Origin of the sequence: Actinomadura sp. NPDC023710, assembly GCF_040639875.1 — a bacterium.
Taxonomy (GTDB): Bacteria; Actinomycetota; Actinomycetes; order Streptosporangiales; family Streptosporangiaceae; genus Spirillospora; species Spirillospora citrea.
The window spans coordinates 60,538-75,539 of record NZ_JBFAGB010000010.1 but is presented as its reverse complement, the minus strand read 5'-3'; the positions used below and the strand labels follow the sequence as shown (position 1 = coordinate 75,539).

The window sequence follows — 15,002 nt, the reverse complement described above, 5'->3', positions numbered from 1 at the left end:
GGGCGTGGTCCGCCCCGGCCCCGTCCGGCGGGTTCTGCAAGCCGCAGCAACGAACTGGAGGTTGCTTCTCGTGATTCGCCGTGATGTGACGGGTTCCGCCGATCGCCGTGTCGTCGCCGTCGCCGTCGCCGTCGCCGCCGTGACGGCGGCGGTCGTCACCGGGCTGCCGGGGACCGCGCAGGCCGCGTTGAAGGCAGGGCACGCGCCGCAGGCCCCGGCGGGGCTGACCGTGGGAGACCAGGCCCGCCCGCTGAGTGTGGAGGGGGCGCCGCTGTTCGGGTGGACGCCCCGTGACCGCGACCCCGGGGAGGTGCAGAGCGCCTACGAGATCACCGTGCGGGGGCCGTCCGGCAAGGCGGTCTGGGACAGCGGGCGGGTCCGGTCGGGGAGCCAGGAGTACGTGAGGTACGCCGGGCCGTCGCTCGCGCCGGAGACGTCCTACACGTGGACGGTCCGGACCTGGGACGACTCCGGAAAGCGCTCTCCGTGGGCGCGGCCCGCCGCGTTCGACACCGGGCTCGCCGACCGGGACTGGCAGGCCACCTGGATCCGGCGCACCACCGCGGAGGCCGACGACTACACCCTCGCTCGCAAGGACTTCACGGTCGGCGCGTCGAAGGTGGTGCGGGCCCGCGTGCACATCGCGGCCGGTCAGCAGTACGAGCTGCACCTGAACGGCGAGGCCGTCGACCGCGGCCCGGCCTTCGAGTACGCCGACGACGGCTTCTACAAGACCGTCGACGTCACCTCGAAGGTGAAGGCCGGGCGGCCCGCCACGATCGGCGCGCTCTACCACTGGTACGGGTCGGGGCAGGGGCGCCCGAAGGGCGAGCCCGGCCTGCTCGTCAGGCTGGTCATCGACCACGCCGACGGGACGCGCCAGGTCGTCGTCACCGACGGGACGTGGAAGGTGACGCGCGCCCCCTGGAAGAAGGCGCCGAAGCGCAACGGAGACGCCGGCGACTACGTCGAGGACATCGACGGCACCGCCGCCCCGCTCGGGTGGGACGAGCCGGGCCACGACGCGTCCGCCTGGCAGGACCCCCAGGTCGTCGGGGTCCATCCCGCGTCCGGGTTCCAGCACCTGCACGGACAGGAGACCGCGCTGTCGTACCGGACCGTCCGGCCGGTGAAGGTCACGCGGCTGGGCTCGGGCACGCTGGTCGCCGACTTCGGGAAGGTGATCCCCGCCGTGCCGGTGGTGCGGTTCCGGAACGGCGTCGCCGGACGGCACGTCGACCTGCACGCCTCCTACGTCCTCAACGACGACGGGACGGTCTCCCGCTCCAAGGACGACAACCAGGACACCGACCTCAGCTACGGCTACACCCAGCGCGACGGCGACCAGACCTTCCGGCCCCTCACCTATGTCGGCTTCCGCTACCTGGAGATCGCACCGGACTCCGGGGCCGGGGCGGACGACGTCTCCGCCGTCCTCCAGCACAACGAGGTGACCCGCAACAGCCGCCTCCGCACGTCCAACGCGGGAGTGAACGCCGCCTACGACCTGATGGCGCGGTCGGCGCTATACGGGTCGCAGTCCCAGTTCCTCGACACGCCGACCCGTGAGAAGGGGCAGTTCCTCGGCGACTCCGCCGACACCTCGCTGGCCATGATGGGCGCCTACGGGGAGCGTCGGCTGACCCGGCAGGCGATCCGCGAGTTCATCGCCTCGCAGGCGCGGTACTGGCCCGACGGGCGCCTCAACGCCGTCTACCCGAACGGCGACGGCAAGCGCGACATCCCCGACTACACCGAGATGTTCCCCGGCTGGATCTGGGACTACTACGAGCAGTCCGGCGACTCGTCCACCCTGGCGGAGGCGTACCCCGCGATGAGCGCGGTCGCCGGCTACGTCCGCCGCTACATCGCGGAGGGGACGGGCCTGGTCACCAACCTTGAAGGGGGCTCCGGGCAGTACAGGTACGGCATCATCGACTGGCCCGCGACCATGCGCTACGGGCACGACATGGACACGGCCGCCCGCACGGTCGTCAACGTGCTCGGCGTGGACGTCCTGAACGCCACCGCCCGCGCCGCCGAGGCGCTCGGCAGGACCGGGGACGCCGAGGCGCTGCGCAAGGACGCCGGGACGCTCACCGGCAACATCAACGCCAGGCTCCGGCGCCCGGACGGCGTCTACGTCGACGGCCTGACGAGCGACGGCGCCCAGAGCGCGCACGCCTCGCAGATCGCCAACGCCTACGCGCTCGCCTACGGCGTCGCCCCCGCGGGCGGCCGGGACGAGGTCGAGTCCTACATCGCCGGGCTCGGCATGCAGATGGGGCCGATGACCGCGCACCGGCTCCTGGAGGCGCTCGGCGGGCGTCCCGCGGACGTCGTCACCCGCCTCACCGACGTGGAGGGGCCGGGCTGGGGCAACATCCTCGCGCGCGGCGGCACGTTCACCTGGGAGTCGTGGGACGCCCCCGAGACCGGGCAGAGCTTCTCCCACCCGTGGGGCGCGACGTCGCTGGTCGAGGTGCAGCGGACCCTGCTCGGCGTCTCGGTGACCGCCCCCGCCTCGGCGGCCGTCCGGATCAGGCCGCCGCTGACCGGGCTGGACCGCGCGTCCGGGACCGTCCCGCTGCAGCGCGGAGACGTCGGTGTCACCTGGAAGCGGGACGGGCACGGCTTCTCGCTCGACACGGACGTCCCGGTCAACGTCCGCGCCGAGATCCACGTCCCCGCGCTTTCGGCCGGTGACGTGCGCGTTTCCGGACCGGGCGGCGCCCGCTTCACCGGCATGGAGGACGGCTACGCCGTCTTCGAGGCCGGCTCCGGGCACCTCACCTTCCGTTCCGAGCACCGCTGAGGAGCCGGGCGATGACCGAACGAATGAGCGGGATGAGCCGGCGGGGCTTCCTCGGGGCCTCGGTGGCCGGAGTGGCGGGCACGGTCGTCCTCGGGTCCGCCGGCGGCGCCGCGTCGGCGTCGTCGCCGGCGGCCCGGACGCCGTCCGGGCTGCTGACCTCCCTGATGCCGGACGGCCTCGGCGTCACGGCCCGGCCGAGGCTCAGCTGGCAGGTCGCCGACCTGGGCCCGGGGACGAGGCAGACGCACTACCAGGTGCAGTTCGCCACCACGCCGGCCCGCCTGGAGCACGGCCCGCACGCGTGGGACAGCGGGAAGGCCGCGTCGGCGGCGTCCGTCGCCGTGCCCTACGGCGGCCCGGCGCTGTCGCCGCGGACGGCGTACTGGTGGCGGGTCCGGACGTTCGACGGGCACAGGGCGTCCCGCTGGTCCGAGCCCGCCCTGCTGGCCACGGGCGTCGGCGAGTGGTCCGCCGAGCCGATCTGGACGACGGCCGCGCGGGCACCCGGCGACGGCGTCCTCAGGGCCCGGCTGCAGATCACCTCGGTCGCGGCGAGCCTCTGGTTCCGGGCGTCCGGGACGAGCGCCAACTACCTGTGGCAGCTCCGCGCCGGATCTCCGGGCGTCCTGAAGAAGCACGTCTGCGTGAACGGCGCCTACCAGGTGCTGGAGGAGAAGCGGCTCCCGATGCCCATCGAGACGGGCCGCTGGTACGACGTGGCGGTCGAGATGACGGGCTCCACCTTCCGGACGTCCGTCGACGGAGCCGAGGTCGACACCGCCACCGACGCCACGCACCGGACGGGCACGGTCGGGATGCGCAACGGTTCCACCGAGGCCAACGTGTGGGACCGCGTCACCTTCACCGGCCCGGACGGCGAAACGATCCTCGACGAGGACTTCGCCGACGGGCGCGGCACCTTCGGCGCCGGCACGGTCGCCGGCGGCGCCCTGACCCTCGCCAAGGGGCAGTCGACGCTGTCCTCGGCCGGGTCGCCCGACGACGACTGGGCGTTGCTGCGCACCGAGTTCGTCCCGGAACGCAAGCCGATCGCGGCCGCCGTGCTCCATGTCGCCGCCCAGTCTCCGGCGGCCATCCGCCAGTATCCGGCCAAGATCTGGGTGAACGGCGAGGTGGCCGGCTTCGCCTCCATGCGAGGCGGGGCGGGGGCGCCGAAGTACCACTCCTTCGACCTGACCGAGGCGCTGGAACCGGGCCGGCGCAACGCGCTCGCCGCCCTGGCGTACACCACCGAGGACAAGCGCTTTCTCGCCGAGCTCGTCGTCACCTACGCCGACGGGACGTCCACCACCGTCGGCAGCGGCCCGGCGTGGAAGGCGCGCCGCCAGGCCGGGCTGCTGCGCGACGGCGGGACGATCGGCTCAGGCTTCTACGTGGGTCCCCAGGAGTACTGGGACATGCGGCAGGAGCCGGCCGGCTGGACGGGGCCCGGCTTCGACGACTCCGGCTGGGAACCGGCGGCGGTGAAGGCGGTCATCGACGGGCTGGAGCCCGCGCTCGTCGAACCGGTCGGGCTGCACGACGCCGAACCCGCGTCCGTGCGGAAGGTCTCCTCCGGCACCTGGCTCGTCGATCTCGGACGGGAGATCGCGGGCGGTCTGCGCCTGTCCGTGCGGGGCAGGGCCGGGCAGACCGTCGAGGTCCGGCTCGGCGAGGAGCTGAACGCCGACGGGACCGTCAAGCACGCGCTGCGCGCCGGCGTCACCTACAAGGAGGTCTGGACGCTCCGCGACGGCCTCCAGACCATCGAGCACTGGGGCTACCGAGGGTTTCGCTACGCGCAGCTCATCTGCGACGACGCCCTCGACCTGTCGCAGGCCGTCACCGGACGCGCCTGGCGGGCCGCCTGGCGCGACTCCGACGCGTCGTTCTCCAGCTCCAGTCCCGACCTCGACCGCGTGTACGAGCTGTGCCGGTACTCCATCGAGGCGACGCGCGGCGACCTCTACACCGACACGCCGACACGCGAACGCGGCCCCTACGAGGGCGACGCGCTCATCAACCAGGCGTCCGAGTACGCGGTGCAGCGCTCGTTCGCGCTGGCCCGCGCGTCCGACGCCCACCTTGCCCGCAACCCCACCTGGCCGACCGAGTACCGGCTGATGAACGTCATGTCCGCCTGGCAGGACTACCTGCACACCGGTGACCCGGAGCAGCTCGCCGCGGACTACGCGATCCTCGCGGCCAAGCACCTGACGTCGCACCTCGGCGACGACGGGCTCGTCCACAAGAACCCCGGCTCGCCGACCCAGGATCTCGTCGACTGGCCCACGTCCAATCGCGACGGGTACGTGTTCACCGACGTGAACACGGTCGTGAACGCCTGCCAGTACGCGGCGTTCACCGCCATGGCCGACATCGCGAACGCCCTGGGCAAGACGCCCGACGCGAAGGGCTGGCGGCATCGCGCCGACACGCTGGCCAAGGCGATGAGGGAGAAGCTGCTCGACGCGTCCAACGGGCGGTTCTTCGACGGAGTGGATACCACCCACAGCGCGCAGCACGCCACCGTGTTCCCGGTCGCGCTCGGCGTCGCGGGGCCCGGCGCGGTTCCCGATTCCGTCGTCCGCGCCTTGGGCGAGACCCTCGCGGACGGCGGCATGAAGGTCAGCGTCTACGGCGCGCAGTTCCTTCTGGACGCCCTGTTCGCCACCGGCCAGGCCAAGGCGGCGATCGCGCTGATGACGGCCACCGGCATGAGCTCGTGGCTGCACATGCTGGACGACCTGGGCGCGACCATCGTGGCGGAGGCGTGGGACCCGTCCCTCAAGCCCAACATGACGTTCTCGCACGCCTGGGGCTCGGCGCCCGCGAACGTCATCCCGCGCCATGTCCTCGGTGTGCGGATCACCGCGCCGGGAGCCGCCGAGATCGAGGTCCGGCCGCGTCCCGGCGATCTGAGCCGGATCTCCGGGCGGGTCCCGACGATCCGCGGCCCGGTCTCCGTCGCGCTCGACCGCGGCGAGCGGTACCTCCTGGACGTGGACGTGCCGCCCGGCACGGTCGCCCGCGTGGTCGTGGAGCTCGGCGACGACGACCCCCGCGCGTTCCGCGTCACCGGACCCCAGGCCCGCGCCCCCCGCGCCACAGGCCGGGACGCCACCGGCCGCCTCCTCACCATCGGCCCGGTCGGCTCCGGCCGCACCACAGTGACCAGGAGAAGACAGTGAACGACGAACGCACGGGGCAGGGGCTCACCCGCAGGCGCGCACTCCAGATCGGCGCCGCGGCCGCCGTCGTGGCGGGCGCGGGCCCGGTCCTCGGGGGCGAGGCGTACGCCGAGGCCGCGCCCGGCCTCCCTGCGGGGCCGGCGGCGGGCGGGTTCGCCCGCCCCGGCGCGGCGGTGCGGCCCCGGTTCCGCTGGTGGTGGCCGGACGGCCTGGTCGACCCGGCGGAGATCCGGCGCGAGATCGACCAGATCGCGGACGCCGGGTTCGGCGGCGCGGAGATCGTCGCGGTGCACCACAGCATCCGCGACAAGTCCGTCCTGGACCCGGCGGGCCACGGCTGGGGCACCCCGGCCTGGAACGCCGGCGTGGAGGCCGCGCTCGACCAGGCGGGGCGGCGCGGCGTGACCGTCGACCTGACGATCGGCCCTGCATGGCCCGCCGCCGTCCCGACGATCACGCCGGACGACGAGGCGGCCGTCCAGGAACTGGCGTACGGGACGGTGCCCGTCGCGGGCGGCGCCACCCATGACGGCCCGGTCCCCGAGCCGGTCACCGCGCCCGAGGGCGGCGTGACGAGGCGGCACCTCGTCGCCGTCCACGCCGTGCGGACCGCCGCCGCGAACGACACCCGCAAGGAGACCGGCCTCGACCCCGCGTCGTTCACCGACCTGACCTCGAGGGTCACGGGGGAGCGGATCACCTGGACGGCCCCGGAGGGCGGCGACTGGCTGCTGTTCTCCTACTGGCGGCGCGGCACCGGGCAGCGGCCGGAGTCCGGCCCGCACTCCTCCCCGGACAGCTGCGTCGTCGACCACTTCAGCCGCGCCGGGACCCGCGCCGTCACCGCGTTCTGGGAGGCGCGCCTGCTCACCCGCGACATCCGCAAGCTGATCAGGCGGGCGGGCGCGACGCTGTTCGAGGACTCGATCGAGCTGGAGACGGCTGCGCTCAACTGGACGCCCGACCTGCCCGCCGAGTTCCGGCGCCGCCGCGGCTACGACCTCATGCCGTACCTGCCGGTGATCGTCCGCCTCAAGGAGAACACCAGGTTCGCCTACGACGCGGCGACCACCGCCCACGTCCGCCACGACTTCTGGCAGACGGTCTCCGACTTGTTCAACGAGTTCCACTTCGAGGCAATCGCGAAGTGGGCGCACTCGATCGGGCTGGAGTACCGCGCGCAGCCGTACGGGCTGGAGACCGACGCCATCCACACCGCCGCGATCCTGGACGTCCCGGAGGGCGAGTCGCTCGGGTTCAAGAACCTGGACGACTACCGCGCTCTCGCCGGAGGCCGCGACATGGGGGGACGGAAGGTCCTCTCCTGCGAGGCGGGGGCCTACCAGGGCGGCGCTTACAACACCACCTGGGGCAAGTTCCTCCGCACCATGGGCGGAGCCTATGCGGCCGGGCTCAACCAGACCGTCCTGCACGGCTTCTCCTACGCCACCGCGCCGGGGGCGGCGTGGCCGGGATTCGCGGCCTTCACCCCATACAACGGCGGCGTCGGGTTCTCCGAGTCGTGGGGGCCGCGCCAGCCGACCTGGCGGCACGCCCCCGACGTGGCCGGCTACCTGGCGCGCGTCCACCTGGCCATGCAGGCCGGCACGAGCCGCATCGACGTGGCCGTGTTCCGCCAGAAGGGTTACACCAAGACCGGTATCGGCGCAGGGTGGTTCACCAAGAGCGGCGTCCCGCTGGGCTGGACGCACCAGCTCATCAGCGCGCCGCTGCTCGACCTGCCGTCCGCGACCGTGTCCGGCGGGCGGCTCGCCCCCGGCGGTCCCGCCTACAAGGTCGTGTTCGTCGAGGGCGACCGTTTCGGTGGCAACGAGTGCACGCTGCCGCTCGGCACCGCCCGCACCATGCTGAGGCTGACGAAGGCGGGCCTGCCGCTGGTGTTCCTCGGCGACTGGTCGGCCGCGACCGTCCCCGGCCTGGCGCGCGACGGCGAGAACGAGCAGCTGCGCGCCGTCCTCGCGCAGGTGTTCGCCCAGCCGCGCGTCCGCGTCGTGGCCGCCGAGGCCGACGTGTCCGGTGCGCTGGCCGACCTCGGCCTGCGCCCGACGGTCGCCTACGCGGAGGCGTCCACGCTCCTCACCGCCCACCGGCGGGACGGCCGCGCCGACTACTTCTACCTCTGCAACGGCAAGCACGCCGAGACGGTCAAGCCGCCGGTCGCCGCGATCGACCACGAGGTCACCTTCACCCGGTCCGACCGCGAGGCCGTCCCGTACCGGCTGGACCTGTGGACGGGCGAGACCGAGCGGGTCGCCGTCTACCGCGAGGAGGGCGAGACGATCACGCTGCGGGTGGCGCTGCAGCCCGCCGAGGCCACCGTGATCATTCTGGCGCGCGGCGGGGAGGCCCCGTCCGCCACCGCCTCGCAGGCCGAGCTCCGCGTCGACCGGCAGCGCCTGGTCGCCCGCGCGGGGGCCGCCGGCGCCTACTCCACCACGCTGCCCGGCGGCCGCACCGTGCGGACGGTGATCGGCCCCGTGCCCGAGGCGCGGACCCTCACCTCCTGGCGGCTCCAGGTGGAGGACATGACGCCGGACGGCGTGAAGCGGCACGACCTGGAGCTCGACGGGCTCAAGCCGTGGCCGGACATCCCCGAACTCGCGGACGTCTCCGGCATCGGCACCTACAGCACCACCGTGGACTGGACGGGCGGTGGCGCGGTGCTGGAGCTCGGCGAGGTCCTCGACACCTGCCGCGTGACCGTCAACGGCCACCGGCTCCCGGTCAGCGTGATCGTCCCGGTCGTGGACATCGGCCCCTGGCTGCGCCGCGGCGCCAACACGATCGAGGTCGAGGTCGCCACGACGCTGAACAACCGGCTCCGCGTCTCCGATCCCGGTGTGTACAGCGGCGCGTCCCGCCAGAGGTACGGGCTGATCGGGCCGGTCCGGCTCGTCCCCTACGGCGAGGCGGTGGTCCCCGCCCGCTGAACCCCGGACGTGCGGGAGGGCGTTGGCCCGCCCTCCCGCACGGTGGACCCCTCATCCCCTGTCCCGTCAAGACCGGAATCGCGAGGAACCCATGCACACCAGCGTATCCAGGCGCCGCCGCGGCGTAGTCGCCGTCGCTCTCGGACTGTCCGCCCTCACCGCCGCCCAGGCGGCCCCGCTCGGCACCGCCTACGCCGAGCCGGGCCGCGACGCGACCCCGTGGCAGCGCTACAACTTCTCCCCTTCGTCACGGACGCTCCACCCGGTGTCGGTCTTCAGGTCCAGCGGCACCGTGGCGGACCCGGGCGCCGTCCTGAAGGGCGGCACGACCACCCTGGCCGGGGCCGGATCGTCCGTCACGCTCGACTTCGGCAAGGAGGTCAGCGGACTCACCACGCTGCACTTCGCAGGGTCGGACGGCCCGCAGAAGGTCGGCGTCGCGTTCTCCGAGTCGTCCACCTACGTGGACACGACGAGTGACGCCTCGACCGGAGGCCCCCGCAGCCGCGACGGCGCCGTCTCCGTGGACGTCGACGGCGCCACGTCCTACACCACGCCCCCCGAACTGCTCCGGGGCGGCTTCCGCTACCTGACGATCTTCCTGTCCTCCGGCGGCCGGGTCGACCTGGACAAGGTGTCGCTGTACTTCACGCCCGCGCCGACGATGAAGGACCCGTCGAAGTACGCGAACTACTTCTATTCGAGCGACGAGCTGCTCAACCGCATCTGGTACGCGGGCGCCTACACCGTCCAGCTCAACACGATCTCCCCGAAGACGGGCCGGGTCTGGGAGCCCCCGGCGGCGCTGTGGGACAGCACCGGCGACATCGGCGTCGGCGACACCATCCTCGTGGACGGCGCCAAGCGCGACCGGACGGTCTGGCCCGGCGACCTCGGCATCGAGATCCCGAGCGCCTACGCGGCGTTCAACGACACCGAGTCCGCCCGCAACGCGCTCACCACCGTCTACCAGCACCAGCGCGACACCGGCGAGCTGCCCTACGCCGGGCCCGAGCTGGACAAGTGGGGCTCGGACACCTACCACCTGTGGACGCTCGCCGCGAGCTGGGACTACTACCGCTACACCGGCGACACGGGCTGGGTGTCCGGCGTCTGGGACCGGTACCGGAAGGGCGTCGACTTCATCACCCGGAAGATGGACGACAAGGGCCTGGTGTCCATCACCGGGACGTCCGACTCCGTCCGGATCCTGGCCAAGGGCGAGAACCTCATCGCGAACGTGCTGATGTGGCGCGTCCTCGACACCGGCTCGCAGCTCGCCAAGGCGCAGGGAGACGACTCCCTGGCCGCGTCCTACGCCGAGCGGGCCGCCGCGCTCCGCACCGCCATCAACGCGAACTTCTGGGACGAGGCCGCCGGCGCGTACAAGTTCTATCCGAACTCGACGATCCACCCGCAGGCGGACAACTCCCTCGCCGTCTGGTACGGCCTCGCGGACCGGCGGCAGGCGCGCCGCATCAGCGAGTCCCTCAAGGGCAACTGGAACGAGATCACCTCGACCGCCCCCGAGAACAAGGGCAACCCCGGCGTCTTCTCCGGATCCATGGAGGTGAACGCCCACTTCGCCGCCGGCGGCCAGGCCGCCGACCAGGCCGGCGTGGACATCATCCGACGCCAGTGGGGCTACATGCTGAACCACCCGGAGGGGACCGGCAGCACCTTCTGGGAGTCGTTCCGCAACCCGGGGGACGGGTGCGTCTTCTGCAGTTCCTACGTCAGCCTCGCGCACGCCTGGGCGACGGGCCCGACACCGGCTCTCACGTTCTCCGTGCTCGGCCTGAACCCCACCGGCACGGGCGGACGGTCGTTCGACTTCGTCCCGCACCCGGCCGACCTCACGTTCGCGCAAGGCCGCATCACCACGCCGGTCGGCGCGGTCGACGCCTCCTGGAAGGTCGCCGGCGGGACGTACACCGCGCACCTGAAGGCTCCGGGAACCACCGTCGGCCGCGCCGGCGTGCCGACGTTCGGCGCCCGGATCGAGGTCCGCGTCGACGGACGCCTCGTCTGGGACGGCACCCGCGCACGCGCCAAGGGCGTCCACACCGACGGCGAGTACGTGTACATCGAGGGCCTGCGCGGCTCGCACCGACTGCAGAGCGACCGCGCTTGACCGCCACCTCTCCTGCCGCCCCCGTCCGTCCCGCTCACTTCACCCTCCGCTCCACCCACCCCTGAGGAGCCCAGCATGAACGAGTTGTCGCGCAGAAGGTTCGTCCAGGCCGGCGGTGTCGCCGCCGCGGCGGTCACGGCGAGCGGCGCGGTCGCGGCGCCCGCCCTCGCGGCGCCCGCGGCCGCCCCGCACTGGGCGCTGCGCCCCATCGACCTGCGGGTCGACCATCTGCCGTCGCCGCTCGGCATCGACGACACGGCGCCGACGCTCGGCTGGCGTTTCGCCGCCGGGCCGCGCGACGCCGTCCAGACGGCCTACCAGGTGCGGGTGGCGAGCGCGGACGCCCGCCTCGCCCGCCCCGACCTGTGGGACTCGGGCAAGGTCGCCGGGGGCGCCGTCTCGACCGTGTACGCGGGACGCGCGCTGAAGTCCCGGCAGCGGGCCTCATGGCAGGTCCGGGTGTGGGACGGGCAGGGCCGCGCGTCCGCGTGGAGCGAGCCGTCCCACTTCGAGATGGGCCTGCTCGCCCCCGCCGACTGGACGGCCGGGTGGATCGGGAACGCGGTGTGGTCGGCCGACCCGGAGCCCGCGCCCGCGACGGTCGCGTTCGCCGCCCGCACCGCCCGGTACGTCCGGCTGGACGTGACCCGGCTGGGGCTGCCGCTCAAGGAGGGCTGGCCCTACAAGGTGTCGCGGCTCCAGCTCGCCGAGGTCCAGGTGCTCGACGGGGCGTCCGGCCCGAACCTGGCGGCGAAGGCGCCGGTCACCGCGTCGGAGAGCTACACCGTCGGTGGCCAGTGGGAGCCGAGGGCCGTCACGGACGGCAACCTCACCAGCGACGCCGCGCCCTTCGGCTACACGAGCCTGGAGCGCAAGGACCAGGCCCTCGACGCGCCCATCTGGGTCCAGATCGACCTCGGCAGGGAGCAGCGGTTCGACCGGGTCCTGCTCTACCCGCGCACCGACGAGACGACCGACGACGGCAGGACCCCCAACTTCCCGGAGGACTTCACCGTCCAGACCTCCAGCGACGGCACGGCGTTCGACACGGCCGCCACGGTCGAGGGACAGCAGGCGCCGCCGCCGCTGCGCCGGCAGCCCGAGGCCCTGCCCGTCTTCAGGCGCGAGTTCACGATCGGCAGGCGCGTCCGCGCGGCCCGCCTCTACGCCACGGCGCTGGGCGTCCTGGACGTCACCGTGAACGGGCGGCCCGTGAGCGACGCCGTCCTCGAACCGCCCTACAGCAAGTACAAGGAACGGATCGTCTACACCACCTACGACGTGACCGGCCTGCTCCACCGGGGCGGCAACACGGTCGAGGTGGAACTGGGCACCGGCATGGCGCACGTGCCGCCGACGCCCGGCCGCTACGAGAAGCTGACCCGGTCGGACGGCAAACCGGCGTTCCTGGGCCAGCTGGAGATCACCTACACCGACGGGTCGCGCGAGGTCGTGGCGTCCGACGCGTCCTGGCGCACGGCCCTCGGCGCGACCACCTTCACCAACTGGTACGGCGGCGAGGACCACGACGCGCGCCGTACCCGGCGGGACTGGACGGCCGCGGTGCGCGTCGCCGCGCCCACCGCCCGGCTCGCCGCCCGCATGGCGCCGGCGATCGTCCCCGTCGGCACCCTGCGCACCAAGAAGATCACGAGCCCGAAGGACGGCGTCCACGTCGTCGACCTCGGCACCAACTTCGCGGGCTGGCCGCGGCTCAGCGTCAGCGGCCCGGCCGGGACGAAGGTGACGATGCGCCCCGGCGAGCTCCTCAACGCCGACGGGACCGTCAGCCAGCACACCACCGGCTCGCCCATCTGGGACACCTACACCCTCTCCGGCGACGGCACCGAGACGTGGCATCCCCGGTTCTGCTACCACGGCTTCCGCTACCTGCAGCTCGAAGGGCTGCCGGGGGAGCCGGACGACGGCACGGTCACCGGGATCGTCCTGCGCGCGGGCAACGCCAGGGCGGGCTCGTTCACCAGCTCGCACGGCCTCCTCAACGACATCCACAAGATCATCGACCGGGCCGTGCAGAGCAACATGTACTCCGTCCTCACCGACTGCCCGCACCGCGAGAAGCTCGGCTGGCTGGAGCAGGCCAACCTGGTGTTCCCCGCCGTCGCCCGCAACTACGACGTCACCGCCTACTACGGCGAACTCGTCCGCGACATAGCCGAGGCCCAGACCGGGGACGGCCTCGTCCCCGACATCGCGCCCGAGTTCACGGTGTTCTCCGGCGGGTTCAGGGACGACCCCAACTGGGGCAACGTCATCGTGTTCGCGCCCTGGCAGATGTACCGCGCGTACGGCGACGAGGCGACGCTGCGCACCTACTACCCGAACATGGTCCGCTACGTGGACTACCTGTCCGCGAAGGCGGAGGGGCACCTGCTCGACTACGGCCTCGGCGACTGGATCACCTTCGACGACAGCACCCCGAAGGGGGTGACCGCCACCTTCGGGTACCACCGCGCCGTCACCGCCCTCGCACGGATCGCCAAGGTCGTCGGAAAGGGCGCCGACGCCGCGCGTTACGAGACGCTCGCGGGGGAGATCGGCTCGGCGTTCGACGCGAAGTACGCCACCGGCGACACCTACGGGTCCGGCAGCCAGGCGTGCGACGCCCTCGCCCTCGACATGGGCGTCGTCCCGGCGGGCAGGAGGGAGGCCGTCCTCGCCCACCTGGTGAAGAGCATCGAGGCGAAGGGCTACCACCTGACGGTCGGCGAGATCGCGCTGCCGTCGGTGTTCCACGTGCTGTCCGCCGCCGGGCGCGACGACGTCATCCACGCGGTCGCGACCCAGACCGGCAACCCCAGCTACGGCTACCAGGTCGTGCACGGCGCGACCTCGCTGACCGAGAACTGGGACGGGCCCACCTCGGGCGCCTCGCAGAACCACTTCATGCTCGGCGCGATCGACGAATGGTTCCACGCCGGCCTCGCGGGGCTCGGCCAGACCGACGACTCGATCGGGTTCGCGACGCTCCTCGTCCGGCCGGCGGTCGTCGGGGACGTCACCCGCGCCGCCGCGACCTACGAGACGCCGCGCGGGCACGCCGCGTCCTCGTGGCGCCGCACCGGCAAGCAGCTCCGCATGGACGTCACCGTCCCGCCGAGCACGCGGGCCCGCGTGGAGTACCCGCTCCTCGGCGGATCCGCGAGGCCGAAGGCGCCGAAGGAGGCCACGTGGATCGGCGTCCAGAACGGCCGCGCCGTCTTCGAGGTCGGCTCGGGCGACTGGACCTTCGAGGGGAGCGTGTCCTGACGGCCGGATGAGCCGGTTCGCGTCCGCCTCCGGTGCGCTACAGTCACGGTTATTGACAGTCAAAGGTCTTGACCGTAGTGCATCGGAGGGAACGCATGGACGCCGGGCGAGGGGAGCCCGACCTGGGCATGCTGGCGGGTCGGCTGACGCGGGCGCTCCAGGAGGAGCTGTTCCGCCGGCTCGCGAAGGAGGGGCACCCCGACGTCCGGCCGCGCCACGGCACCGTCCTGGCCTTCCTCGAACCGGAGGGCGTGCGCGCGACCGAGCTGTCGGCCCGCTCGGGGCAGCACAAGCAGATCGTCGGCACGATCGTGGACGAGCTGGTGGAGCTCGGGTACGTCCGCCGAGAACCCGATCCGGGCGACCGCCGCGCCAAGCGGGTCGTGCCCACCGAGCGCGGCCGCGACGAGATCACCAAGGCCCGCGCGATCCTCTCCGGCATCGAGGACCGCCATCGGCGGGCCCTCGGCGACGAGCGCTTCGGCGTCTTCAAGGACGCGCTCGTCGAGGTCGCCCGGTCCCAGAGCGACTGGAACCGGGGCGCCTAGCCCCGCGCGCGGGCCGGGCGCGCGATCGGCCCGGCCATGTTTGGCGGCACGTCTCCGGGCAGGAGAGCGCACGGCACACAGTCGAGGAAGGAG

6 protein-coding genes are annotated in these 15,002 nt (G+C 73.0%); all 6 read left to right on the top strand.

The genetic code is table 11. The annotated features are described in order from the left end of the window. The first annotated feature begins 70 nt into the window (after positions 1-70). On the top strand, positions 71-2,815 hold the full coding sequence (locus AB0H37_RS13815) for a family 78 glycoside hydrolase catalytic domain (RefSeq protein WP_360612788.1): 2,745 nt from the start codon (positions 71-73) through the stop codon (positions 2,813-2,815). A gap of 11 nt (positions 2,816-2,826) precedes the next feature. Continuing rightward, positions 2,827-6,006, top strand: coding sequence for a family 78 glycoside hydrolase catalytic domain (locus AB0H37_RS13810; RefSeq protein WP_360612787.1), 3,180 nt, complete (start codon positions 2,827-2,829; stop codon positions 6,004-6,006). Beyond that, positions 6,003-8,957 carry a glycosyl hydrolase gene (locus AB0H37_RS13805; protein ID WP_360612785.1) on the top strand — a complete coding sequence of 985 codons (2,955 nt, stop codon included), beginning with the start codon at positions 6,003-6,005 and terminating at the stop codon, positions 8,955-8,957. The genes AB0H37_RS13810 and AB0H37_RS13805 overlap by 4 nt, the downstream gene beginning before the upstream one ends. 91 nt (positions 8,958-9,048) lie before the next feature. Then, positions 9,049-11,091, top strand: coding sequence for a trehalase family glycosidase (locus tag AB0H37_RS13800; protein ID WP_360612783.1), 2,043 nt, complete (start codon positions 9,049-9,051; stop codon positions 11,089-11,091). 75 nt (positions 11,092-11,166) lie between these two features. Further along, complete coding sequence (locus tag AB0H37_RS13795; protein ID WP_360612781.1) at positions 11,167-14,361, top strand: family 78 glycoside hydrolase catalytic domain; 3,195 nt, start codon at positions 11,167-11,169, stop codon at positions 14,359-14,361. Between the two features lie 95 nt (positions 14,362-14,456). Continuing rightward, positions 14,457-14,909: a MarR family transcriptional regulator gene (locus AB0H37_RS13790; protein ID WP_360612779.1), complete on the top strand. Its 453-nt coding sequence runs from the start codon at positions 14,457-14,459 to the stop codon at positions 14,907-14,909. The last annotated feature ends 93 nt before the right edge of the window (positions 14,910-15,002 follow it).